This is a genomic window from Agromyces protaetiae (assembly GCF_030866785.1).
Taxonomy (GTDB): domain Bacteria; phylum Actinomycetota; class Actinomycetes; order Actinomycetales; family Microbacteriaceae; genus Agromyces; species Agromyces silvae.
This window is the reverse complement of record NZ_CP133018.1, coordinates 1,179,696-1,203,299: the sequence shown is the minus strand read 5'-3', so window position 1 is coordinate 1,203,299 and position 23,604 is coordinate 1,179,696. Positions and strand designations below refer to the sequence as shown.

At 69.8% G+C, this 23,604-nt stretch carries 21 protein-coding genes and 1 other RNA gene; 11 read left to right on the top strand and 11 right to left on the bottom strand.

What is annotated here, in order from left to right; translation table 11 throughout:
* Positions 1–618: a 3'-5' exonuclease gene (locus QU602_RS05625; RefSeq protein ID WP_308799248.1), complete on the top strand. Its 618-nt coding sequence runs from the start codon at positions 1–3 to the stop codon at positions 616–618.
* A gap of 89 nt (positions 619–707) precedes the next feature.
* The gene (gene rmuC / locus QU602_RS05620) at positions 708–2,219 is read left to right on the top strand and encodes a DNA recombination protein RmuC (protein ID WP_308799247.1); all 1,512 of its coding nucleotides are present in this window, start codon (positions 708–710) and stop codon (positions 2,217–2,219) included.
* A gap of 63 nt (positions 2,220–2,282) precedes the next feature.
* Here rmuC and QU602_RS05615 read toward each other — a convergent pair whose 3' ends face one another.
* Positions 2,283–2,987: a hypothetical protein gene (locus QU602_RS05615; RefSeq protein WP_308799246.1), complete on the bottom strand. Its 705-nt coding sequence runs from the start codon at positions 2,985–2,987 to the stop codon at positions 2,283–2,285.
* Positions 2,988–3,272: 285 nt separating this feature from the next.
* Here QU602_RS05615 and QU602_RS05610 point away from each other — a divergent pair, with 285 nt between their 5' ends.
* Entirely contained in the window at positions 3,273–3,662 is a 390-nt protein-coding gene (locus tag QU602_RS05610) for a VOC family protein (protein ID WP_308799245.1), read from the top strand.
* Between the two features lie 186 nt (positions 3,663–3,848).
* Positions 3,849–4,240: a transfer-messenger RNA gene (ssrA, locus tag QU602_RS05605) on the top strand.
* Between the two features lie 182 nt (positions 4,241–4,422).
* On the opposite strand, the gene QU602_RS05600 is transcribed toward ssrA, so the two are convergent.
* The 6 genes from QU602_RS05600 to QU602_RS05575 form a co-directional block, all read right to left on the bottom strand.
* Positions 4,423–5,784 (bottom strand): MFS transporter, encoded by a 1,362-nt coding sequence (locus QU602_RS05600; protein ID WP_308799244.1) that lies wholly within the window; start codon positions 5,782–5,784, stop codon positions 4,423–4,425.
* A gap of 331 nt (positions 5,785–6,115) precedes the next feature.
* Positions 6,116–7,114, bottom strand: a complete 999-nt coding sequence (gene glpX, locus QU602_RS05595; RefSeq protein WP_308799243.1) for a class II fructose-bisphosphatase — start codon at positions 7,112–7,114, stop codon at positions 6,116–6,118.
* 150 nt (positions 7,115–7,264) lie between these two features.
* Complete coding sequence (locus QU602_RS05590) at positions 7,265–8,542, bottom strand: four-carbon acid sugar kinase family protein (RefSeq protein ID WP_308799242.1); 1,278 nt, start codon at positions 8,540–8,542, stop codon at positions 7,265–7,267.
* Positions 8,543–8,656: 114 nt separating this feature from the next.
* Positions 8,657–9,997: an MFS transporter gene (locus QU602_RS05585; RefSeq protein WP_308799241.1), complete on the bottom strand. Its 1,341-nt coding sequence runs from the start codon at positions 9,995–9,997 to the stop codon at positions 8,657–8,659.
* A gap of 69 nt (positions 9,998–10,066) precedes the next feature.
* Complete coding sequence (locus tag QU602_RS05580; RefSeq protein ID WP_373692891.1) at positions 10,067–10,753, bottom strand: FadR/GntR family transcriptional regulator; 687 nt, start codon at positions 10,751–10,753, stop codon at positions 10,067–10,069.
* Between the two features lie 147 nt (positions 10,754–10,900).
* A complete protein-coding gene (locus tag QU602_RS05575; RefSeq protein WP_308799238.1) occupies positions 10,901–12,271 on the bottom strand; it encodes an NAD(P)H-dependent oxidoreductase in 1,371 nt (456 codons plus the stop codon).
* Positions 12,272–12,478: 207 nt separating this feature from the next.
* Between QU602_RS05575 and fbaA the strand changes: the two genes are divergently transcribed.
* Both fbaA and QU602_RS05565 read left to right on the top strand, forming a co-directional pair.
* On the top strand, positions 12,479–13,510 hold the full coding sequence (gene fbaA, locus QU602_RS05570) for a class II fructose-bisphosphate aldolase (protein ID WP_308799237.1): 1,032 nt from the start codon (positions 12,479–12,481) through the stop codon (positions 13,508–13,510).
* Between the two features lie 8 nt (positions 13,511–13,518).
* On the top strand, positions 13,519–14,163 hold the full coding sequence (locus QU602_RS05565; RefSeq protein ID WP_308799236.1) for a DUF6264 family protein: 645 nt from the start codon (positions 13,519–13,521) through the stop codon (positions 14,161–14,163).
* A 199-nt stretch (positions 14,164–14,362) separates the two neighbouring features.
* Here the strand turns inward: QU602_RS05565 and QU602_RS05560 are convergent, their stop codons facing one another.
* Positions 14,363–15,397 carry a 4-hydroxy-3-methylbut-2-enyl diphosphate reductase gene (locus QU602_RS05560; RefSeq protein WP_308800092.1) on the bottom strand — a complete coding sequence of 345 codons (1,035 nt, stop codon included), beginning with the start codon at positions 15,395–15,397 and terminating at the stop codon, positions 14,363–14,365.
* 63 nt (positions 15,398–15,460) lie between these two features.
* On the opposite strand from QU602_RS05560, the gene xseA reads away from it, so the two are divergent.
* The 5 genes from xseA to QU602_RS05535 all read left to right on the top strand — a co-directional run bounded on the left by xseA (position 15,461) and on the right by QU602_RS05535 (position 19,844).
* Positions 15,461–16,750 carry an exodeoxyribonuclease VII large subunit gene (gene xseA / locus QU602_RS05555; protein ID WP_373692890.1) on the top strand — a complete coding sequence of 430 codons (1,290 nt, stop codon included), beginning with the start codon at positions 15,461–15,463 and terminating at the stop codon, positions 16,748–16,750.
* 23 nt (positions 16,751–16,773) lie between these two features.
* Positions 16,774–17,010: an exodeoxyribonuclease VII small subunit gene (locus tag QU602_RS05550; protein ID WP_308799234.1), complete on the top strand. Its 237-nt coding sequence runs from the start codon at positions 16,774–16,776 to the stop codon at positions 17,008–17,010.
* Positions 17,010–17,654 carry a DUF4245 family protein gene (locus QU602_RS05545; RefSeq protein WP_308799233.1) on the top strand — a complete coding sequence of 215 codons (645 nt, stop codon included), beginning with the start codon at positions 17,010–17,012 and terminating at the stop codon, positions 17,652–17,654. The genes QU602_RS05550 and QU602_RS05545 overlap by 1 nt, the downstream gene beginning before the upstream one ends.
* A gap of 67 nt (positions 17,655–17,721) precedes the next feature.
* Positions 17,722–18,366, top strand: a complete 645-nt coding sequence (locus QU602_RS05540; RefSeq protein WP_308800091.1) for a carbonic anhydrase — start codon at positions 17,722–17,724, stop codon at positions 18,364–18,366.
* Positions 18,367–18,473: 107 nt separating this feature from the next.
* The gene (locus QU602_RS05535; RefSeq protein WP_373692915.1) at positions 18,474–19,844 is read left to right on the top strand and encodes a class II fumarate hydratase; all 1,371 of its coding nucleotides are present in this window, start codon (positions 18,474–18,476) and stop codon (positions 19,842–19,844) included.
* 81 nt (positions 19,845–19,925) lie between these two features.
* On the opposite strand, the gene QU602_RS05530 is transcribed toward QU602_RS05535, so the two are convergent.
* From QU602_RS05530 to QU602_RS05520, 3 genes are all read right to left on the bottom strand, one after another.
* Entirely contained in the window at positions 19,926–21,383 is a 1,458-nt protein-coding gene (locus tag QU602_RS05530) for a PhoH family protein (RefSeq protein WP_373692889.1), read from the bottom strand.
* 193 nt (positions 21,384–21,576) lie between these two features.
* Positions 21,577–22,701: an aminotransferase class V-fold PLP-dependent enzyme gene (locus QU602_RS05525; protein WP_308799230.1), complete on the bottom strand. Its 1,125-nt coding sequence runs from the start codon at positions 22,699–22,701 to the stop codon at positions 21,577–21,579.
* 83 nt (positions 22,702–22,784) lie between these two features.
* Positions 22,785–23,570 carry an isoprenyl transferase gene (locus QU602_RS05520; protein ID WP_308799228.1) on the bottom strand — a complete coding sequence of 262 codons (786 nt, stop codon included), beginning with the start codon at positions 23,568–23,570 and terminating at the stop codon, positions 22,785–22,787.
* Between the last annotated feature and the right edge of the window lie 34 nt (positions 23,571–23,604).

The following is a 23,604-nucleotide window of genomic DNA, read 5'->3' as shown; positions in this document are numbered from 1 at the left end:
GTGCCAGTGGACTTCACCGCGATCGATTTCGAGACCGCCAATTCGTCGGGCGCCTCCGCGTGCTCGGTCGGACTCGTGAAGGTGCGCGACGGTCGCGTGGTCGACCGGGCCTACTGGCTGCTGCAGCCGCCGTTCCCGCACGATGAGTTCAACGAGTGGAATGTACGCATCCACGGCATCACCCGCAGCATGATCCTCGACGCGCCGACCTGGGCCGAGCAATTGCCCGCGTTCCGTGAGTTCGCGGAGGAGGACTGGCTGGTCGCACACAACGCCGGGTTCGACATGGGCGTCATCGCGAAGACGACCGAGGTGTTCGCGCTCGAGGTGCCGAACCACTCGTACGTGTGCAGCCTGCAGGTCGCGCGGAAGACGTATCACCTCGAGTCGTACCGGTTGCCGGTCGCGGCCATGGCCGCGGGCTTCGAGGACTTCGCGCACCACAACGCGCTCGACGACGCGCTGGCGTGCGCGGCGATCGTCAGCCACGCTGCGAAGCGACACGGGGCCGTGGACCTCGCCGGGCTCGCGAAGGTCACAGCCGTGCGGGTCGGTGCACTGGGGCCGGTCGCCCGTCGCGAGCAGGCCGCGGCCCACGGGCCGATGGCGCTGCAGTAAGGCGGAGACGACGCGACCCACGGGCCGGGAATCCCGCTCGCCGAGCGACCTCGCCGCCGATGTCGGCGGGGCCTGCGACACTTTCGGGCATGGAGATCCTGCTGCTGGTCATCGGCGTCGTGCTCGGGCTCGCGATCGGCGCGCTCGGCACCTGGTTCGTGCTGTCGCGTCGCGCCACCGAGGCGACCGCGCCCGCCGAGCCCGCGGAAGACCCCGCGCTCGTCGAAGCACGGCACCTGGCCGAGATCGCCGCCCTGCAGGCCGCCGCCGCCGCCGAGCAGGCCGACCTGCGCGCGAGCCATGCCGCCGAGCAGGCGCGACTGCAGGCCGATGAGCGGCGCGTGCAGGCCGAGCTCAGGGCCGAGCTCGCATCGATCGAGGCGACGGCCGGCGGTCTGCGTGAGCAGATCGAGACCGCCCGGGCCCAGTACCGCGAGATCGTCGAGCGTCAACGCGACGAGATTCGGGAGCGCGAGCAGCGAGAGGCCGCCGAGAGCAAAGTGCTGCAGGCGCTCGCGCCGGTCAAGCAGACCCTCACCGACATGCAGTCGAAGGTCTCCGCGCTCGAGACGCAGCGCCACCAGCAGCACGGTGAGCTGAGCCAGCAGCTCAAGATCGCGGCCGAGAACGAGGAGCGTCTTCGCTCCACCGCCGAGTCGCTCGCCTCTGCGCTGCGTTCGAACAGCACGCGCGGCGTGTGGGGCGAGACCCAGCTCCGGAGCGTCGTCGAGGCAGCCGGTCTGCTCGAACGCGTCGATTTCGACACCCAGCACTCGATCACGACCGACGCTGGCGCCGGCCGCCCCGACATGGTCATCCACCTGCCGGGCGGCAAGCACATCGCGGTCGACGCCAAGGTACCGTTCAACGCGTACCTCGAGGCCAGCCAGATCCCCGTGATGGCGACGGGCGCCGAGGGTGCGGAGCGCGAACGGCTCATGAAGAGCCACGTGAAGGCGGTCCGCGACCACATCACGGCACTCGGCGGCAAGACCTACTGGGCAGGGCTCGGCGCCTCCCCCGAGATGGTCATCGCGTTCATCCCGAGCGAGTCGCTGATCTCCAGCGCGCTCGAGGCCGACCCCTCGCTGCTCGAGTACGCCTTCGCCAAGCGCGTCGCCCTCGCCTCGCCCGTCACGCTCTGGTCGGTGCTCAAGACCGTCGCGTTCAGCTGGCAGCAGGATGTGCTCACGAAAGAGGCGAAGACGCTCTTCGACCTCAGCCGCGAGCTCTACTCTCGTCTGTCCACGACCGCAGGCCAGATCGAGAAGCTCGGTCGCACGATCGAACGCAGCGTGAAGGACTACAACGCGTTCGTGGGCTCGCTCGAGACCCGCGTCCTGCCGACCGCACGCAAGCTCAAGGCGCTCGACGAGACGAAGGTGCTCGCGACCCTCGAGGGCATCGAAGAGAGCCCCCGCGAGCTCGCCGCATATGAGTTCACGGCCGCCGCGGCGGTCGAGCCCGCTGCCGCGGGGCCCGACGCCGCGGCGGAGGTCGAGGCGGAGGTCGACGTCGAAATCGAGGCGGAGGTCGAGGCTGAGGCGGAGGTCGACGGGTTCCTCCTCGCCGACATCGACCCCGAGATCCGCTCGATCTAGGCCGCCCGGCCTCGCGCGAGCCGATCTCGCTCGAGCCGATCTCGCTCGAGCGTCTCGCGCGACTCAGGCGCGGGTGAGCCGCGGCTCGGTCATGAAGCCGATCGAGACGACGAGCAGCCAGAGGATGCCGGGGCCGGCGGCCATGTACTGCAACGGCGACAGGGCGATCAGCACGGTGAGCGCGCCGAGCACGAGACTCGTGACTCCCAGCCACGCGGGCACCGCGCCTTCGCGGCGTGCGACGGCGATCGCGAGCGCAGCGAGCCCGGCGCCCGCCCACAGCCACGGAATAGTGGCGATCCAGTGCGAGTAGAAGCCGATGTCGCTCGGCAGGTTGATCGCGGTGTCGCCGATGCCGAACAGGAACTCGGTGTCGAGCCCTGAGCCGAGGAGCTGCGACACGGCCACGAGCAGGAGCCCCGCGAACGCGATCAAGGGAACCGTCGACCGATCCGGCAGGGGCGTCGCGAGCCGTCGATGCAGGCCGGCAGCGAACACGACCACCAGGAGTGCCGAGGCGGCCGTGACGATGTGGAACGCGATCAACACCGGCAGCTTCGCTTGCAACCCCGCATCGATGTCCGCCGCCGTGATGACCGATCCGGGAATGTACTCGGGCGAGAGCATCATCGACAGGAAGACACTCGCGAATGACAGGACGGCGGCGGCGATGCCCGCTGCGGCCCACGTGCGGGTCGGGCGACGGCGCCCGGCGACAACCGTCGTCGCCTGCTCGCCTGCCGTGGACCTCTGAGCTTCGGTGGACATGATGCCCTCTCGTCGGGTGAATGGTGATCGCCGCCGATGCGCCGGCGTCGCCAGCCTCTCGGTTGCGACGTCCTGCGCGTCAGGGGCGAATGTCCTCATTCGCGCGACGCCGTTCGCACCCTCGACGACAACGCGACGGTCTGCGATGCTGGCGTCCAGCAGCGGCGGCGGCGGCTGGCGCCGCGACTCGCGTTGGAAGTCCGGAAGTGGGTTGGCGGCGTGCAGAGAAGCCTGTCAACCCAGTTTTCGACTTCGCACGCGGTTGGTTGGAGAGGGGTGGATCAGATGGTGACGATGAGGGATGCGTTCCAGGGATTCAGCGTCGACGACGTGGAGGCGGCACGACGGTTCTACGGCGAGGCGATCGGGCTCGACGTCGCCGACGAGATGGGCGGGCTGCGGCTCACGCTGCCATCCGGCCAGCACGTGTTCGTCTACCCGAAGGACGAGCACACGCCGGCCTCGTTCACGATCCTGAACTTCGTCGTCGACGACCTCGACGCGGCCGTCGACGAGCTCAATGCTGCGGGCGTGATCACCAAGATCTACGAGTCGCCGAACGACTACGGCACCGACGAGCGCGGCATCATGCATGGGGAGGCGGCCGGCATGGGCCCCGACATCGCCTGGTTCCGCGACCCGGCCGGCAACGTCCTCAGCGTCATCAAGGCCTGAACCGTCTCGCGCCGCAGCCCCAGGCCGCGCGCGTTGGAGGTCGGATTTCGTGTCGGAGGTCGAACGTTCTCGACCTCCGACACGAAATCCGACCTCCAACGCGATCCCCCGCTGATCGCATGCTCATATTCACCTGCTTAGGCAGCGATTGGAAATTGCACAGTGCGTGATGGTGGCCCACTTCATGGGGATGATCGGTTCCGACGGTGACGGCGAACCGGCGGGAAGCGGGTCGAGGATGCCGGGTCATCTCGTGAACGCACCCGGCGCCACATAGGTGCCGAGAAGATCAGCTCTGTTCCTTCGCAGCAGAACTACGGCCTCGCGGCCTAGTCACCGGCTCCGGTAGGAACCGTCAGTCCGGAGACGCTCTCGATCCGGTTCTGGCGTCAGTGAGAGAGCTTGCTTCGATGCGGTGTCTCAGCGCATCAGAAGGACGAATGCTGAGACTGGGTTCGTTGGAGATTGCTGCCGGTGGCGCGCTCCAGGACCGAGCAACTCACGCACACCGGCTGCACCCGGAGAAGACGCCGACTCACGGCAGCGGACGGGGGTTCGATTCCCCCCCATCTCCACTCGGCCGCCATCACGCGCTGCGCACTCCACGTGTGCCGCCCGGCCCGGAATCCGTGTCGGGCGGCGCACGGTTCCGCAGCAGATGCGGTGGGCGCTGATCGTCGCGCGCGTGGCCCGGCCACGCTCAGCGGGATGGAGCCGCGATCGCGCCCCGCGGGACGGAGTGCGATCGCGCCCGGGCAGGTCAGCGATCTTCGACGGGCGGGTGCGGCTCGTCGGCGGGCGCCTGGAATCCGGCCGCGGCCTCGGCGCCCGTGACGATCGTCGGGTCGGGCGGCGCGCTGTCGAGCGGGTGCGCGAGCTCGTCGGCGCCGAGCTTGGCCACAGCCAGCGTCACGATCGCGAGTACGGGCGGCACGAGTCCGGCGATGAGGAACGCCGGCGCGAGCCCGATCGCCTCACCGACCGGGCCCGCCACCGCCATCGAGATCGGCATCAGGGCAAGCGAGACGAAGAAGTCGAGGCTCGACACGCGCCCGAGCATCGACGGCGGCACTCGCCGCTGCAGCAGTGTGCCCCACACGACCTGGGCGCCGTCGAACAGCACCCCGACGATGAACAGCGCGATCACCATGACCCACAGCCACGAAGTGAACCCGATGATCGCGAGCGGCACGCAGCCCACGCCCCACGCGAGGATCATGAGCGTCAGATAGCGGCGCGGCAGCGGCCGGGAGGCGACCGCGAGCGAGCCGACCGCTCCCCCGAGGCCGAAGGCGGCCAACGCCAACGCGAACGCGCCCGCCCCACCCCCGGTCTGATCTTTCACCGCGAACGGCAGCAGCACCTCGATCGGCCCCATGATGAGGAACACCAGGACGATCGAGAACACCAGCGTGGCGAACAGCCAGCGTGTCTTGAGCAGATAGGAGAACCCGTCGCGGAGATCGATGAACGCCTGGCGCACCGGGTGCGTGTCGAGCCCTTCGAGGTCGCGGCGCACGGCGGTCGTGCGCATGAGCGCGAGCACGACGACGGCGACGCCCTGTAGCACGGCCACCACGGCGAAGGCGAGCCACGGCGCCTGGATCGCGATGAGCGCGCTCGCGACGGCCGGCCCCGCGGCCTGCATGACCGCGGGCCGGAGCACCCCTTCGACGCCGTTCGCCGCAAGCAGCTGCTCGGCAGGCAGGATGGCGGGCAGCCAGGCCGAGTACGCCGGGTAGAAGAACCCGTCAGCCAGCCCGAACACGAACGAGAGGGCGGCGATGTGCCAGACCTCGATGACTCCCGTGCCCGCGAGCACGGCCGCCACCGCGAACGCGATGCCGCGCACGATCTCGACCACGATCAGGATGCGTCGCTGCGGGACTCGGTCGGCAACGACGCCGCCGATGAGCACCGCGAGCACGAGCCCGAGGCTCGAACCGACCGCGACGAACGACAGGTCGATCGGCGACCCACCGAGCTCGACGACCTGCCACACGGCCGCGACGAGCCAGGCTCCGGCGGACAGCAGCGACGCCGCGAGCGCGCCCACGAGCAGCCGGTACTGCCCGGAGGCGAACGGTTTCAGCGCACGGGGCAGCCGGTCTGCGTCGATCACCGAACCATTCTCGCGGAGACCCCTGACATCCACTCATTTCTGCACACCGGCCTCTGCACACCGGCCTCTGCACACCGGCTTCCTGCACACCGGCTTCCTGCACACCGACATGCGGCTCGTCGCCGCCGGCGCACAACTACGTTGGCCGGCCGGCCGGTCGGGCCGCATCGCCGCGAGCATCCCTGCTCAGGAACAGGCAGCCGACACGCCGCCCCGGGGAGCCTCCGGCCCGGCGAGTCGCCGCATTCTTCCTGAGCAGGGATCAGATCGAAGCGCGCACGAGCCCACACGCAGCGCACGAGCGCGCCGCAGCGCGCGAGCGCGCCGCAGCTCAGCGGTCGGCTTCGTCGAGCCACTTCTCCGCGAGGTGATCGGCGATCACACGGCGGATCGTCCCGGAACGACCGCGCAGCACGATGCTCTCGGTGCGGATGATCGGGCCCTTCTTGCGCACCCCGTCGACGAGCTCACCGTCGGTCACGCCGGTGGCGACGAAGAAGGTGTTGTCGCTGCGCACGAGGTCGTCGAGCTCGTACACCCGGTCGCAGTCGAGCCCCGCAGCCTCGCCGCGAGCGCGCTCCGCGTCGTCCTTCGGCGCCAGCCGGCCCTGCATGAAGCCGCCGAGCGCCTTGATGGCGCACGCCGTGGTGATGCCCTCGGGGCTGCCGCCGATGCCCACGCACATGTCGATACGGGACTCGTAGCGGGCGGCATTGATGCCACCGGCGACGTCGCCGTCGCTGATGAGCCGGGTTCCGGCACCCGCCTCGCGGATGTCGGCGATCAGCTGCTCGTGGCGGGGCCGGTTCAGCACCGCGACCCGGAGCTCGCCGACGTCCTTGCCCTTCGCCGCCGCCAGCGCGCGCAGGTTCTCACCGATCGGCTTCCTGATGTCGACGACGCCTCGGCCCGAGGCATCCGTCACGATCTTGTCCATGTAGAAGACGCTCGACGCATCGAGCATGGTGCCCCGATCGGCGACCGCGATGACCGACAGCGCGTTCTGCCGGCCGGCGGCCGTCAGCGACGTGCCGTCGATCGGGTCGACGGCGATGTCGCAGCTCGGTCCCTTGCCGTTGCCGACGCGCTCGCCGTTGAACAGCATGGGCGCCTCGTCCTTCTCCCCCTCGCCGATCACGACCACGCCGTCGAAGTTCACGGTGCCGAGGAACGCGCGCATCGCGTCGACCGCGGCGCCGTCGGCGCCGAGCTTGTCGCCCTTGCCGATCAGTGGATACGAGCGGATCGCGGCCGCTTCGGTCGCGCGCACGAGCTCGAGCGCGATGTTGCGGTCGGGGTGGAGGTACAGGCTTTCGTCGGTGCTCAACATCGATCCTTCCGGGGCGTCCTGGTTCGAGCGTATCGATCGCGGCGCGTGGAACGGCCACGATCGGGGACGGTCGGGCGTGAAAGTTCGGTGGTTCTTAACGTGGAGCCGGGCGACGGATGCCTCGCTCCGTCGCCCGACCGCATCGACAGGTCAGGCCGTGGCCGTCGCGTCCGCCACGGGCGCACCGAGCTGGAGTGCGTCGAGCACGTCGACCAGGGTCTCGGGACCGCCCACGTTGCCGGGCACGACAACGTAGAGCAGCACCCGCCCGTCGCGCGCCTCGAGCTCCCAGACCGAGACGCCGGGCAGCACCTGACCGAGCACGACGGCCGATCGAGCTCCGATGCCGGTGCTCGCGACCTCGGCCGAGGTGATGCCGCCCTTCGAGACGACGACCTCGACCGACGGCAGCACCGCCCGCACGACGTCGGTGAGCGCGGTCATGACGCGCTCACCGTGGTTCAGCGTGTCGTGCTCGGCGAGCCGGATCCGTTCCGACGTGACGACCGCGAGGCCGTCGCGCTGCACCCGTTCGATCGCGCGCGTCGCGGCGTCGGACCCGGCGGCGCTCGGGTCGTCGAGCGCGGCGGCCGTGTCGATCACGACCGGCGCACCCCACCGGTCGGTGACGCCCTCGAGCTGGCGGGTAGCGCCTTCGGTGTGCGAACCGCACACGAGCAGGGTCGGCCTGGCGCGGTCGACGAGCGGCCGCTGGAGCACTCCGTCGCTCTCCACACCCGCGAGCATGGCGGCGAGCGGGGATGCCGAACGGACGACGATCGATGCACCGGCCGCGCGGGCACGCCGCACGGCTTCGGCGATCTGCCGGATGTCATCGTTCGTGACCGCGTCGGGCACCACCACCGAACCGGCCGGCGCGTCGAGCAGCACCGCTTCGAGCTCGTCGACGCCCTGGACGGCGTCGAGCGACACCGGCACCCCGGTCCGGCCCGACTTTCGGGTCACATAGTCGGCGAGCACGGACGTATCGAACGGGAAGACGGGGTCGGCCGCGTACTCGCTCTGGTCGGCGCGGACGTCGACGCCGTCGATGCGCACGTAGTGCACGCCGTCGCGGGTCGTCCGGCCGCCGTCGGGAAAGGCGGGGACGAACAGCATGACCGCGTCGCCATCGAGGAACACCTCGGTCTCGGCGAACACGTGGCCGCGCAGGGTCGAGTCGCCGCGGAGGACGAACTGCACGGGCTCACCGAGGCGCTCGGCCGCGGCCAGGGCGTCGGCGCGGACGCGGCTCACGAGGTCGACCGCAGCCGCCTCGTCGATCGCGCGGCTGTTGGTCTGCACGTAGACGCTGTCGACCGCGCGGAGCGCGCGCTCGAGGAGGCCGGCATCACTCTCGAGGAGCACGCGGACGCCGGTCGCGGACTGGGTGCCGGTGGGGTCATCGTCGAGGACGACGGTCTTCATGGGGTCCTCCTGAGGCGCAGTGCGCGGGTCGGGAACGGGTGCGGTCGTGAGCGCGATGAAGCGGATGCCGCGGGGCGGCTGCCGGCACACGGCAGGCAGCCGCCCCGCGCCACGTCAGGCGTCCTGCTTGGCGATCACGGCGTCGACCGCGGCCTTCTCCTTCTTGCCCCAGGTCTCACGCGTGACGAGGGTTCCGACGAGGCCGAGCACACCGCAGGCGAGGTAGACCCACGCGACGCCGCCCCAGCCGAGCGGGATCGCCACGGCGGTCGCGATCATCGGGATGAAGCCCGAGATGGCGGCCGAGAACTGGTAGCCGATGGACGCGCCCGAGGAGCGCGTGTTGGTGTTGAAGAGCTCCGAGAACCAGGCGCCCTGGGTGCCGGCCAGCATGTCGTGGATGATCGACATCGCGATGATGTAGACGAACACGATCAGGTATGGCAGGCCGGTGTTGACGAGCAGGAACATCGGGAACGCGAACGCGATCAGCAGGATCGTGCCCATGAAGTACACCGGCCTACGGCCGACGCGGTCGGAGAGCGCGCCGAACAGGATCGTGGTGAACAGACCGAGCGCGGCCGCGATGATGAGGCCCGAGAGCGCGGTCGCCCGATCGGTGATCGGCTCGTCGCCGGTCGTGAGGTACGAGAGCATGTACGTGACGATGACGTAGAACCCGCCCGACTCGGCGAGACGCAGCGCGATGACGCGGAGGATGGTGCGCCAGTCGTTCTTGAAGACCTCCTTGACGGGGTTCTTCACGACGAGGCCGGCGGTCTTCGTGTCTTCGAACTCGGGGCTCTCGGAGACCTTCGATCGGATGATCAGGCCAGCGATGATGAGCACGGCCGAGAAGAGGAACGGCAGACGCCAGGCGAGCTCGTTGTCGAACGTCGTCGACCAGAGGAACACGAGGTTCGCGAGCAGCAGGCCGAGCGGCACGCCCGCCTGCGGGATCGCGGTGTACTTGCCGCGCTTCTTCCATGGCGCGTGCTCGAAGGTCATCAGGATCGCGCCGCCCCACTCGGCACCGAACGCGATGCCCTGGATGATGCGGATGAGCGTGAGCAGGATCGGGGCGAGGATGCCGACCTGCGCGTAGGTCGGCAGCACGCCGATCAGCACGGTCGAGATGCCCATGAGCAGCAGCGCGCCGACGAGCACGGGCTTGCGGCCGATCTTGTCGCCGAGGTAACCGCCGATGACGCCGCCGAGCGGGCGCATGGCGAAGCCGATGCCGAAGGTTCCGAAGCCGAGCAGCAGGCCGACGACGGGGTCCTCCGAGTGGAAGAACACCTCGTTGAAGTAGAGCGCGGCGGCGGTGCCGTAGGCGAGGAAGTCGTAGTTCTCGATCGTCGTGCCGACGGCACTTCCGATCGCGGTCTTGAGCTTGTCCGGCGAACCGTCTTTGGCGCGTGCGCTCGGGCTCGGGGTGGTGGTCATGGTCGTCATGATCGGTTCATATCTCCCTTGATGTGAAGGCCGTGGCGGCCTCGGCTCGCGGGAGGTATACGGCCCGAGTCAGCTCGGGATCGTGCTCCCCCCGCGGGGGCTGATTTTGTAGAAGTCGGCGATGTGGTGCCGTACCAGTTCTGAGGCTCTGCGCCCGTCGCGTTCGACGATCGCCTCGAGGATCTCGCGGTGTTCGGCCCGGACGATCTTGGCGGTCTCCCGCCAGTCCTCGAGCTGCGCGTACATCTCGACCATCTGGCGATGGATGGCCGTTCGCAGCGAGCCCATGAAGTGAGCGGTCAGCGCGTTGCCGGTCGATTCCGCGATCCTGACGTGGAACGTGGCGTCGAGGCGGTTGAACTCCGCCGAGTCGATCGTCGGATCCTCCATGTGGTCGAGGATCGCGGCGAGTTCGCGGTGGTCGTCGTCATTCGCCCGATAGGCCGCCTCCTCCACGCTCCAGGCCTCGAGCGACATACGTGTCTCGAGGACGTCGACCCAGCTGAAGTGTGCGAGCGCGATCTGCAGTTTGAGGAGGTTGACCATCCCGTCGCCGGGGGTGCTGTGCAGCACCGCACCGCCGTCGGGGCCGCCGCCCCGCCGGATGTCCACGACGCCCAATGCTTCGAGCACCCGCAAGGATTCCCGGAGCGAGGGGCGTGAGACCCCCAGCAGCGTGGCGAGCTCGCGCTCGCTCGGCAGGTGATCGCCGGCCTTCAGCCGTCCGTCGAGAATCCGCTCCTCGATCTGCGCCATCACCTGTTCGTACGTTCTGACGCGCTGGACCGGTTCCCACCCGCTGGCAGCTGACATGCTCGACCCACTCCCGTGAAAGCTCGTGCGACGCGGCGGGTTCACCGATCACCCTCATGTTAACGGTCATGGGTCGAGATGGTCAGTCGGTCAGGCCGCTGCGGCCTGCTCGGCCTCGTGCTCGGCGCGGAACTCCGCTTCGAGTTCGCGGCGGACCTGGACGGCCAGCAGCGATTCGTCGGCGTCGATGTCGTCCCACGAGACCGTGCGGTCCTTGGGGACGTCGCGGATGAGCTTGGCGCCGTGCGCGAGGCCCAGCGGGAGCGCGTTGCGCTCGAGCGAGACCGCCGCGGGGGCGAGCTTGCCGAACACCGTGTAGCCGCCCTCGCCGTCGAGCGTGTCGCCCGCGCGCAGGTCTTTCTTGGCCGTGGTGACCACGTCGCCGCGGAAGCCGGTGGGCGAGCCGGTCGCCTCGCCGCGGAGCACCGCGGCCGCGATCGAGACACCGAGCTCGAGGCCGATCATGTGGTACGGGCGGTACAGCTCGCCGAAGCGACCCGACGGGTCGGTCTGCACGCCGTACTCGGCGAAGCACTGCACCGCGTAGTCGGTGCGGGCCTCGAACGTGACGTAGACGCCCCAGCGGAGGTCACGGTACACGTCGGACCCGTCGCGGTTCAGGCTCGAGACGATCTCGACCGTGCCCGTGCGGCTGAGCGTGCCGCCGTGCTCCTTCGGGATGATCAGGGTGGAGAGCTCGTCGACGCCGGCGGGCGTGAAGTTCAGGCCCTCGTCCTGCGGGATGAGCCCGGTGCCGTTCGCGACGGCGGCCATCTCGATGGCCGACTTCGTGCCGTCGAGGAACGAGTTGAACATCTTCGGGTTGTAGTCGCCCGAGGCCAGTTGCTCGTCGGTGAAGCCGTAGTAGTTCCACACCGTGTCGGGCGTGGAGTAGTTGTACTCGGGAAGGTACTTGGTGCCCTTGCCGGCCGCGACGACGTCGAAGCCCACGGTGCGGGCCCAGTCGACCATCTCGCAGATCAGTGCGGGCTGGTCGCCGTAGGCCATCGCGTAGACGACGCCGGCGGCCTGCGCGCGACGCTGCAGGATCGGGCCGACCATGCAGTCCGCCTCGACGTTGACCATGATCACGTGCTTGCCGTTGTCGATGGCCTTGAGCGCGTGGTACGTGCCGATGATCGGGTTGCCGGTGATCTCGAGGATGACCTCGATCGGCCCGAACGAGATCAGCTCGTCGGAGTTCTCGAGCACGTGCGTGCCGCCGGTCTTCACGGCGTCCTCGAGCGAGACCGCGGCGTACCGCTCGGCGGCCCAGCCGGTGCGCTCGAGCGCGGCCTTGGCCTTCGGCACGTTGATGTCGGCGACACCGACGACGTGGATGCCGGGGGTGGTCGATGCCTGCGTGAGGAACATCGACGAGAACTTTCCGGCGCCGATGACGCCGACCCGGATGGGACCCTGCGCCTCGGTTCGCTGCTGCATCAGCGAGTAGAGATTCATCTCACTACTTCCTCGTAGCTCGGCCCGCGGGTCGAGGTGGAACGGTGTTGGGTGGATGGTCAGACCATCTCTCGATGAACGACCATAAGCTTGGTCTGACCATTTGTCAACCAGGCCGATACAGCCGTTCCCGAGCACGCAGGGAGCATGCATGCGCGACTGGCTAGACTCGACCGCGAACCCACCCTCATCGCCGAAGGAGCGTCCATGCCCATCGCCACCCCAGAGCAGTACGCCGAGATGCTCGACACCGCCAAGGCCAAGGGCTTCGCCTTCCCCGCCTTCAACGTCTCGAGCTCGCAGACCCTGAACGCGGTGCTGCAGGGCCTCGCCGAGGCCGGCTCCGATGGCATCATCCAGGTCACGACCGGCGGCGCCGACTACTTCGCGGGCCAGTCGGTGAAGGCCCGCGCCACCGGCGCGCTCGCGTTCGCGAAGTTCGCGACCGAGGTCGCGAAGAGCTACGACATCACGGTGGCCCTGCACACCGACCACTGCCCGAAGAACGCGCTCGACGACTTCGTGCTGCCGCTCATCGCCGCCTCCGAAGAAGAGGTCAAGGCGGGCCGCAACCCGATCTTCCAGTCGCACATGTGGGACGGCTCCGCCGTGCCGCTCGACGAGAACATCAAGATCGCCGAAGACATGATCGCGCGCACCAAGGCGATCAACGCGATCCTCGAGGTCGAGATCGGCGTCGTCGGCGGCGAGGAGGACGGCGTCGCGCACGAGGGCTCCAACGACGCGCTCTACACGACCACCGCCGATGTCACGAAGGCCGTCGAGGCGCTCGGCCTCGGCGAGCAGGGCCGCTGGATCGCGGCACTCACGTTCGGCAACGTGCACGGTGTGTACGCGCCCGGCAACGTCAAGCTCCGGCCGGCGCTGCTCGGCGAGATCCAGGCCGGCATCGCCGAGAGGTTCGGCACCGGCGAGAAGCCCCTCGACCTCGTCTTCCACGGCGGCTCGGGGTCGACCGACGCGGAGATCGCCGAGGCGGTCGCCAACGGCGTCATCAAGATGAACATCGACACCGACACGCAGTACGCGTTCACGCGCTCGATCGCCGGGTACATGTTCGAGAACTACGAGGGCGTGCTGAAGGTCGACGGATCCGTCGGGAACAAGAAGAAGTACGACCCGCGCGCCTGGGGCAAGGTGGCGGAGTCGGCGATGGCCGTGCGCGTCCAGGAGTCCACGCGTCAGCTCGGCTCGGCCGGCCAGTCGATCAGCGCGTAAGGCGACGGATGACTCACGACGAGGCCGCTCGCACCGCCGACGAGACCGGGGGCCGCTCCGCGGCCGCGCCGGTGCCGCCACGCGACGAGCGGCCTCGTCCGAGATACGGCGAGTACGCACCCGAGGGTTGGAGCTGGCAGCCTCCGGCTGACGAGACGACGTCGGCGGATGCCACGCCCGCTCCTGCGCCCGCGGCCGCGACAACTCCGGCACAGCCCGCGCCGGTCGCTCAGGACACCCCGGCCGGCGCGGCGGAGCGCAAGCCCGCGCCCGCGTGGGACCGCATCATCACGATCGCCCTGCTCGTGCTCGGCGCCTTCGGCGCCTGGGACTCGGCGCGCTCGATGCAGCAGCTCGGCCAGCAGATCCAGACCACCTACAACATGCTCGGCATCGGCGACTTCACGCCGCCCGAGTGGCTGCCGACGCTCTCCGTGGCGGGCATCGTCCTGCAGCTCTCGTTGTACGCGACCGTGCTCGGACTCACGATCCTCCGCATGCGCCGGCGGCGCATCGCGTTCTGGATCCCGCTCACCGGCGGCGCGGTCTCGGTCGTGATCACCGTCGTCTTCATGGCGGTCGTGGTCTTCAGCGACCCGACCTACCTCGGGTTCATCCAGTCGCAGGTCCCGACGCCGACGACCGCCCCGTAGCCGTGAACGAGCGTCCGTGAGGACGCCTTTCGTGCACGGCTCTCCGCGAGGACGCCTTTCGTGCACGGAGAGCGCTCTCGCCGGACGAATGTCGTCCTCACCGGGCTGGCCCGGACGAATATCGTCCTCACCGGGCTGGCCCGGACGAATATCGTCCTCACCGGGCTGGCCCGGACGAATGTCTTCCCCGGGGAACAGCTCAGCCGCGCGAGCGACCGCCGAGGGCGCGCGCGTCGCGGTTGCCGGCGAGGTCTTTGCGCAGCTCCTTCGGGAGCGAGAACATGAGGTCCTCCTCGGCGGTCTTGACCTCGGCGACGTCGCCGTACCCGGCGTCGGCCAGGTCCATGAGCACCTCGGTCACCAGCCCCTCGGGCACGGATGCACCGCTGGTGACGCCGATCGTCTGGACGCCGTCGAGCCATTCCTGCTTGATCTCGGTCGAGAAGTCGACGCGGTAGGCGGCTTTCGCGCCGTACTCGAGCGCGACCTCGACGAGGCGCACGCTGTTCGAGGAGTTCGCCGAGCCGACGACGATCACGAGGTCGGCGTCTTGCGCGACCTTCTTGATCGCGACCTGGCGGTTCTGCGTCGCGTAGCAGATGTCGTCGGAGGGCGGGTCCTGCAGATTCGGGAACCGCTCGCGGAGACGCCGCACGGTCTCCATGGTCTCGTCGACCGAGAGCGTGGTCTGCGACAGCCAGACGACCTTATCGGGGTCGCGCACCTCGATGTTCGGCACGTCGTCGGGGCTGTTCACGAGCGTCACGTGGTCGGGCGCCTCGCCCGCCGTGCCCTCGACCTCTTCATGCCCCTCGTGACCGATGAGCAGGATCTCGTAGTCGTCGCGCGCGAAGCGCACGGCCTCACGGTGCACCTTGGTGACGAGCGGGCAGGTTGCGTCGATCGCGTGCAGCCCGCGGTCGGCGGCCGCGTTCACGACGGCCGGCGAGACGCCGTGCGCGCTGAACACGACGTGGGCGCCCTCTGGCACCTCGTCGACCTCTTCGACGAAGACCGCGCCCTGCTTCTCGAGCTCGGTGACGACGTGGATGTTGTGCACGATCTGCTTGCGCACGTACACCGGCGCACCGTAGTGCTCAAGCGCCTTCTCGACCGCGATCACCGCGCGGTCGACGCCGGCGCAGTAGCCGCGCGGCGCGGCGAGCAGGACACGCTTGCCTCCGGCGACCGGGATATCCTTGAGCCGGCCGCGCACGCTCGGGATCCTCGGCATGCCGAGGCCGATCCGCGGGGCTTCCGTCGTGCTCGTCACGGTCCCCATCCTAAGCGGCGTCAGATGACGGGCGGCTGGGAGCGTCCATTGGCCCAAGGCCCCACCACGCGCGAGGCGCCGTGGCCCGTCTCCGTGCTCTCCGGGAAGCTCAAGGAGTATGTCGACCGGCTCGGCACCGTCTGGGTCGAGGGCGAGCTCACGCAGTGGGGCATCTCCGCGGGCAACGTCTACGGCAAGCTCAAGGACTGCGACGTCGACGCCACGGTCTCATTCACGATCTGGTCGTCGGTGCGGGCCCGGCTCACCGAGAAGTTCGCCCAGGGCGACCGCGTGGTCGCGCTCGTGAAGCCGAACTGGTGGGTCAAGGGCGGCTCGCTCACCATGCAGGTCTACGACCTGCGGCACGTCGGGCTCGGCGATCTGCTCGAGCGGCTCGAACGGTTGCGCGCGCAGCTCGCGGCCGAGGGTCTGTTCGCGGCGGACCGCAAGAAGCCGCTGCCGTTCCTGCCGGGCGTCGTCGGGCTCGTCACGGGCCGCGACTCCGACGCCGAGCAGGATGTGCTGCGCAACGCCCGCCTGCGCTGGCCCGCGGTCGAGTTCCGCACGGTCTACGCCGCGGTGCAGGGCGACCGCACCGTGCCCGAGGTCGTGCGGGCCATCGAGCGGCTCGACGCCGACCCCGAGGTCGAGGTCATCATCGTCGCGCGCGGCGGCGGCGACTTCCAGAACCTGCTGGGCTTCAGCGACGAGCGCCTGGTGCGCGCGGCCGCGGCGGCGTCGACGCCCATCGTGAGCGCGATCGGGCACGAGGCCGATCGGCCGCTGCTCGACGAGGTCGCCGATCTGCGTGCGTCGACGCCGACCGACGCCGCCAAGCGCGTCGTGCCCGACGTCGCCGAGGAGCTCTCGCGCGTCGAGCACACGCGCGCGCGGCTCGGCATGCGGCTCTCCGCGATCCTCACGCGCGAGATCGACCGCATCGAGCATCTGCGGTCCCGGCCGTCGCTCGCGACGACGTCGTGGATCGTCGACCGCCGCGCCGAAGAGGTGACGCGCTACGTCGCACGCGGCAGCGAGCTGGTCGAGCGGATGCTCGAGCGACAGCAGCACCGCATCGGCGAGCTGCGCGGGCACCTGCGCGCGCTGTCGCCGCAGGCCACGCTCGACCGGGGGTATGCGATCGTGCAGGGCGCCGACGGTCACGTGCTGTACGAGGCATCCGCCGCGCCCGCCGGAGCATCACTCACCGTGACGCTCGCCGACGGCCGCGTCGCCGCCGAGTCGCGCGGCCCGGTGCCCGGGCCGACGGCGACGGCGACGGATGGCCGCTCAGGCGCGGCCTCGGGCGGATAGCCCCGTCAATTAGACTGGCACCCATGCCAACCCCCACGGATGTCGCCCAGCTGAGCTATGAGCAGGCGCGCGACGAACTCGTGCAGGTCGTGGCCGAGCTCGAGCAGGGCCAGACCACGCTCGAGCAGTCGCTCGCGCTCTGGGAGCGTGGCGAGGCGCTCGCGGCACGGTGCGAAGAGTGGCTGATCGGCGCGAAGGCGCGTCTCGACCAGGCCAGGGCCGGCGGCCGGGCCTCCGAATCCGACGCGAGCGGCGCCTGATGGCCCGCGAATCGCGCGCGCCCCGGGTCGTCGCCGAGCTCGGCCGGCCCGAGACGCCCGAAGAGACCGCGGCACGCAAAGCCGAGAACAGCCTCAAGCACCGGCAGCGGCAGACCGTGATGAACCTCGTCTACGCACTGGTCGCGAGCCTCGCCCTCGTGCTGGTGATCGTGCTCGTGGTGCCGCGCAGCGACACCGCCATGGAACCCGACATCGACGTCGCGGCGACCGCGGCGCAGGCGCAGGCCGCCGTGAGCGCCCCGCTCGCGGTGCCCGAGCTGCCCGAGGGCTGGCGTGCGAACGCGGCCGAGATCCGGCGCAGCGACGCCGACCAGGTGACCGCCTGGTACGTCGGCTATCTGACGCCCGACGACGAGTTCATCGGCATGTACCAGGCCATCGACGCCAACCCGACATGGGTCGCCGAGCTGCTCGCCCGCACCGGCGCGACCGGCACGACGACGATCGACGGCATCGACTGGACCGTGTACGACAACCGGTCGACGTCCGACCCGGTGGGCAATGCCAAGTACGGCATGGTCACCGAGGCGGGCGATACGACGTTTGTGCTGCTCGGCACGGCCGCGCCGGCCGAGTTCGGCGCGCTCGCCGACGCGATCACGCCCGCGATCCAAGACCAATGAGACGACCGGCGGACGTCCGGCCTCGCGAGGCCGGGCGGCCGCCCATGAGAGGAGCACCGTGACCGACGTGTCGGAGCCGAGCGTGACCCCCGCAGAAGCCTGGCGGGACCTCCGCCAGGGCAATGAGCGGTTTGTGTCGGGCCAGCCGTCGCACCCGCGGCAGAACGCCGAGCGCCGCTCGGCGGTCGCGCTGCAGCAGACGCCGCGCGTCGCGATCTTCGGCTGCGCCGACTCGCGCCTGTCGGCCGAGATCATCTTCGACCTCGGCCTCGGCGATGCGTTCGTCGTGCGTAATGCCGGCCAGGTCGTGACCGACTCGGTGCTCGGCTCGCTCGAGTACGCGGTCGGGGTGCTCGGCGTCCCGCTCATCCTCGTTCTGGGGCACGACGAGTGCGGCGCGGTGCGCGCCGCGATCGAGTCGCAGGCTGCGGATGCCTCGCCGCTGCCCCCGCACATCGCGTCGCTGACCGACCGCATCGTGCCCGCCGTGCGCAAGGTCGCGGGTGCCGCCGCCGACGCCCCGGTGAACCCGACCGACGTCGACGCGGCGTACGTCGGGCGCGAGCATCTGCGCACGACCGTGCAGGAGCTCATCGACGGCTCCGAGATGATCTCCGACGCGATCGCCGAAGGTAGGCTGGCCGTCGTGGGTGCGAACTACCGGCTCGTCGAGGGCCGTGCCGAGACCGACGTCGTCGTCGGCCGCATCTGAACCGCCGACCGCACCGCCTTCCTGGCCCCGCGCGGGCCGCCGCCCCGACCGAAGGGAATCACACCGTGGTGGACACCGCCGCCGACTACCGGATCGAGCACGACACGATGGGCGAGGTGCGGGTTCCCGTGTCGGCGCTCTACGGTGCGCAGACGCAGCGCGCCGTCGAGAACTTCCCGATCTCGGGCGACGGCCTCGAGCCCGCGCAGATCGCCGCGCTGGCGCGCATCAAGCGCGCCGCCGCGCAGGCGAATGCGCAGCTCGGCGTACTCGACGTCGACATCGCGCAGGCGATCGTCGCGGCGGCCGACGAGGTCATCGCGGGGCAGCACGGCTTCACCGACCAGTTCCCGCTCGACGTCTACCAGACCGGCAGCGGCACGAGCTCCAACATGAACATGAATGAGGTGCTCGCCGCGCTCGCGACCGAGAAGCTCGGCGCCAAGGTGCACCCGAACGACCACGTCAACGCGTCGCAGTCCTCGAACGACGTGTTCCCCACGTCGGTGCACATCGCGGTGACCGCCGCGCTCATCGACGACCTCATCCCCGCGCTCGACCACCTCGCGGTCGCACTCGAGGCGAAGTCCGCCGCGTGGGCCGAGCTGGTGAAGCCCGGCCGCACGCACCTCATGGATGCCACGCCCGTCACCCTCGGCCAGGAGTTCGGCGGCTATGCCCGCCAGGTGCGGCTCGGCATCGAGCGCGTCCGTACCGCGCTCCCCCGCGTGGCCGAGGTGCCGCTCGGCGGCACCGCGGTCGGCACGGGCATCAACACGCCTGCGGGCTTCCCGCAGCTGGTCATCGAGCTGCTGCAGCGCGACACCGAGCTGCCGATCACCGAGGCCGCCGACCACTTCGAGGCGCAGGCGAACCGCGACGGCCTCGTCGATGCCTCGGGCGCGCTCCGCACGATCGCCGTGAGCCTCACGAAGATCTGCAACGACATCCGCTGGATGGGTTCGGGCCCGAACACGGGCCTCGCCGAATTGCACATCCCCGACCTGCAGCCGGGCTCGTCGATCATGCCGGGCAAGGTCAACCCGGTCGTGCCCGAGGCCGTGCTCATGGTCGCCGCGCGCGTCATCGGCAATGACGCGACCATCGCGTGGTCGGGCGCGTCGGGCACGTTCGAGCTGAACGTGCAGATCCCGGTCATGGGCACGGCGCTGCTCGAGTCGATCCGGCTGCTCACGAACGCCGTGCGCATCCTCGCCGACAAGACCGTCGACGGCCTCGAGCCGAACCACGACCGCATCGCGGCCCTCGCGGGCATGTCGCCGTCGATCGTGACGCCGCTGAACAAGCTCATCGGCTACGAGGCCGCCGCGAAGATCGCGAAGCACTCGGTCGCCAAGGGCATCACGGTGCGCGAGGCCGTCGTCGACCTCGGGTACCTCGAGCGCGGCGAGCTCACCGAGGCGCAGCTCGACGCCGCCCTCGACCTGCTCTCGATGACGCACCCGCCGGTCGCGTAGGTCACCTCACCGGCAACCACCGGATGCCTCGTGCCGCACAGTGCGGCACGAGGCATCCGGTGCTCGTGGTTTGGGCCCTCGTCAGGCGAGCTCGGCGCCGTCGAGCATCTCGCTCACAAGAGCGGCGATCGCGGAGCGCTCGCTGCGTGTGAGCGTGATGTGGGCGAAGAGCGGATGCCCCTTCAGCGTCTCGATGACCGAGGCGACGCCGTCGTGCCGGCCCACCCGCAGGTTGTCGCGCTGCGCGACGTCGTGCGTGAGCACGACCCGCGAGTTCTGTCCGATGCGGCTGAGCACGGTGAGCAGCACGTTGCGCTCGAGCGACTGCGCCTCATCGACGATCACGAACGCGTCGTGCAGCGAACGACCGCGGATGTGCGTGAGCGGCAGCACCTCGAGGATTCCGCGCTCGATCACCTCGTCGAGCACGTTGTCGGAGACCACCGAGCCGAGCGTGTCGAACACGGCCTGCGCCCACGGGTTCATCTTCTCGGCCTGATCGCCCGGGAGGTAGCCGAGTTCCTGGCCTCCCACGGCGTAGAGCGGGCGGAAGACCATGATCTTCTTGTGCTGCTGTCGCTCGAGCACCGCCTCGAGCCCAGCGCACAGCGCGAGCGCCGACTTGCCGGTGCCCGCACGCCCGCCGAGCGAGAGGATGCCGATCTCCTGGTCGAGCAGCAGGTCGACCGCGAGCCGCTGCTCGGCCGACCGTCCGTGCACCCCGAACAGCTCGCGGTCACCGCGCACGAGCCGCACCTCGCCGTCGTCGCCGACGACCCGGCCGAGCGCGGAACCGCGGTCGGAGTGCAGCACGAGGCCCGTGTTGATCGGCATGCCGGCCGCGCCGCCGATGACGAGCTGCTCGTGCTCGTAGAGCTTCGCCATGTCGTTCGACCCGAGCGAGAGGTCGGCCATGCCGTTCCAGCCCGAGTCGATCGCGAGCTCCGCGCGATACTCCTCGGCCTCCAAGCCGATCGCGGCGGCCTTCACCCGCAGCGGCAGGTCCTTGGAGACCACGGTGACCGCGACGCCGTCGTTCGCGAGGTTCGCCGCACACGCGAGGATGCGCGAGTCGTTGTCGCCGAGCTGCAGCCCGCTGGGCAGCACCGCCGGGTTCGAGTGGTTGAGCTCGACGCGGAGCGAACCGCCGTCGCCGACCGAGATCGGGAAGTCGAGCCGTTCGTGCTCGACCCGCAGCTCGTCGAGGATTCGCAGCGCCTGCCGCGCGAAGTAGCCGATCTCGGGGTCGTTTCGCTTGGCCTCGAGCTCGGTGATGACCACCACGGGGAGCACCACGGCGTGTTCGGCGAATCGGAACAGCGCCCGCGGATCGGACAGCAGCACCGACGTGTCGAGCACGTAGGTCCGTTCGGCCTGACTCGTCGCCCCTTGAGACGCGAAACGGGGCTGCGCCGCAGCGCGCCCCGCCTGTCGACCACCGGACTGGGAAGTTGCACCTGTTGCCACGACCGCTCCCGCCCCGAGCGTGTTCGCTCGGCTTGTCGAAGCCGGCCGGCGACCCCTTCCACGAGCGGTCATCGAGCCGACTCGATCGGACGCTTTGCCCGATGAGGCGAAGGTACGTCCACGGGCGGCGTTTTCCGGTATCGACACGCGGGCGGACTCCGTGTGTTCATCAATCGCCGGTCGAGGAGCGGAGCCTCGCAAGACGCGGCGCGGCGAATCTCGGTTCGCGTGCTCCTCGGTCGCTCGCGGCTTCGTCCGCGGATGATCAGTAGACGGCGGCCGTGGCGTACGAGACGAAGGCGGCGCGCAGCATGTCCATGGTCTCCTCGCCGGTGCCCGCGTGGACACTCAACCTGATCGTGCCGGGGCGACTCGTCACGGTCACGCCGTGATTGTGCAGCGAGGCCGAGAGCAGCGTGACCTGCTCGGCGGGCGGTTCGAGCACGACGATGCCGGCACGCTCGTGTTCGTCGCGCGAGCTCGCGACGGCGACGGCGAACTCGTCGGCCAGATCGATGACCTCGGTGACCCGCTCGGCGATCGCCGCGTTGACGGCCGGGACGCCGACCAACGCGAGCTCTTCGAGCGCGGCCGCGAACCGGGCCTCGGCGATCGGGTCGGGATTGGAGACCCGAAAGGCGCGTGCGTCGCCAGCGGGTGGCGGCACCTCGCCCCACCCCTCCTCCTCGGCTGCGTCGGTTCCCGTGTAGCCGGAGAACACCGGGGTGAGCCGGTCCAGCCCCCGTTCGGACAGCGCCATGAGACCGGTGCCCCACCCGGACCGGCACCACTTCTGGCCGCCGCTCACGACGACATCGGCCAGTTGCCACGGTGCGTCGACGACGCCGAAGCCCTGCACGGCGTCGACGATGAGCAGCCGGTCGCCGATCACCTGACGGATGCCCTCGAGGTCGCACAGGTACCCGGTGCGTGAGTCGACGAGGCTCAGGGCGACCGCCTCGATCCGGGTGTCGAGCTGCTCTCGGATCGCGCCGGGCGTGATTCGCCCGCGCTCGGCCTCGAGCCAGGTCGGTCGCGTGACGTGCAGCGCGTCCTGCGCGCGGACCGCGGAGATCGGCAGGCTCGGGAACTCCTCGGCCGAGAGCAGCACGCCGCCGGTGAGGCCGAACATGGCGTGCATGAGGCCCTGGGTCGTGTTCGGCTGGAACACGATCTGCTCCGTCGGGAATCCGGTGAGCAGGGCCGCGGCCGCACGCACGCGGGCGTCCTGGGCCGCGAAGGCCTCGAGACTGCCGTATCTCGCGCGCTCGAGGAGCTGTGTGTATGCGGTGCTCTCTTCGGCGGCGACGCGGGAGAGCGGCCCGACCCGGCCATAGTCGAGATAGCCGGGCTCTTCGCCGAAGCCCGCCAGGTAGTCGTCGATGGACACGAATACACCCTCCCGTTCCGGCTCAGTGTGCCAGAACGACGGGTCGGCCCGCCCGGGGGTTGCGCCCGCGGCGGGGCTCGAGGTCAGCTGCCGAACCGGCGATGCCGCTTGGCGTAATCGCGGACGGCTCGGAGGAAGTCCACGCGCCGCAGGTCGGGCCCGAGCGCCTCGACGAAGTAGAACTCGCTGTGCGCCGCCTGCCACAGCATGAAGTCGCTCAATCGCTGCTCCCCTGACGTCCGGATCATGAGATCGGGGTCGGGCTGGCCGCCCGTGTAGAGGTGTTCACCGATGAGCTCGGGGGTGAGCCGTTCCGCGAGGTCTTCGAGGCTCCGCCCTTCCGCGTGGTGTGCGGCGACGATGGACCGCATCGCGTCGGTGATCTCGGTACGGCCGCCGTAGCCGACCGCGAGGTTGACGTGCAGACCGCGATTGCCGGCCGTGCGCTGCTCGGCCGCATCGAGGGCGGCGACGAGTGGAGCCGGCAGCCCCTGATCGCTGCCCACGTGCTGCACCCGCCAGTCGCGGTAGTGCGAGAGCTCCTCCGCGAGCTCGGCGATGATCTCGATGAGATCGGAGAGCTCGGCCGAGGGCCGGTTGCTGAGGTTGTCGCTCGAAAGCAGGTAGAGCGTGACGACCTGGATGCCGAGGTCGTCGCACCACTCCAGGAACTCGCGCATCTTCGCCGCGCCCGCCCGGTGGCCGTGCGCCGCGGACTCGTAGCCCAGTTGCCTCGCCCAGCGCCGGTTGCCGTCGATGATCATCGCGACGTGACGCGGCATCGACGCCGGATCGACGTCTTTGCGGAGCCGTCGTTCGTAGAGCCGATAGAGGATGCCGCGACCCTGAGCTCGATCGCTGGTGTGCACGCACCTACGCTACAACTTCGCTCACAGCAACCAG

Coding starts and splice junctions, on each gene's coding strand:
- rmuC (WP_308799247.1), top strand. CDS start 708: ATGGAGATCCTGCTGCTGGTCATCGGCGTCGTGCTCGGGCTCGCGATC.
- QU602_RS05615 (WP_308799246.1), bottom strand. CDS start 2,987: ATGTCCACCGAAGCTCAGAGGTCCACGGCAGGCGAGCAGGCGACGACG.
- QU602_RS05610 (WP_308799245.1), top strand. CDS start 3,273: ATGGTGACGATGAGGGATGCGTTCCAGGGATTCAGCGTCGACGACGTG.
- glpX (WP_308799243.1), bottom strand. CDS start 7,114: ATGTTGAGCACCGACGAAAGCCTGTACCTCCACCCCGACCGCAACATC.
- QU602_RS05590 (WP_308799242.1), bottom strand. CDS start 8,542: ATGAAGACCGTCGTCCTCGACGATGACCCCACCGGCACCCAGTCCGCG.
- QU602_RS05585 (WP_308799241.1), bottom strand. CDS start 9,997: ATGACGACCATGACCACCACCCCGAGCCCGAGCGCACGCGCCAAAGAC.
- QU602_RS05580 (WP_373692891.1), bottom strand. CDS start 10,753: ATGGCGCAGATCGAGGAGCGGATTCTCGACGGACGGCTGAAGGCCGGC.
- QU602_RS05575 (WP_308799238.1), bottom strand. CDS start 12,271: ATGAATCTCTACTCGCTGATGCAGCAGCGAACCGAGGCGCAGGGTCCC.
- fbaA (WP_308799237.1), top strand. CDS start 12,479: ATGCCCATCGCCACCCCAGAGCAGTACGCCGAGATGCTCGACACCGCC.
- QU602_RS05565 (WP_308799236.1), top strand. CDS start 13,519: ATGACTCACGACGAGGCCGCTCGCACCGCCGACGAGACCGGGGGCCGC.
- QU602_RS05560 (WP_308800092.1), bottom strand. CDS start 15,397: ATGCCGAGGATCCCGAGCGTGCGCGGCCGGCTCAAGGATATCCCGGTC.
- xseA (WP_373692890.1), top strand. CDS start 15,461: ATGACGGGCGGCTGGGAGCGTCCATTGGCCCAAGGCCCCACCACGCGC.
- QU602_RS05550 (WP_308799234.1), top strand. CDS start 16,774: ATGCCAACCCCCACGGATGTCGCCCAGCTGAGCTATGAGCAGGCGCGC.
- QU602_RS05545 (WP_308799233.1), top strand. CDS start 17,010: ATGGCCCGCGAATCGCGCGCGCCCCGGGTCGTCGCCGAGCTCGGCCGG.
- QU602_RS05535 (WP_373692915.1), top strand. CDS start 18,474: ATGGGCGAGGTGCGGGTTCCCGTGTCGGCGCTCTACGGTGCGCAGACG.
- QU602_RS05530 (WP_373692889.1), bottom strand. CDS start 21,383: ATGACCGCTCGTGGAAGGGGTCGCCGGCCGGCTTCGACAAGCCGAGCG.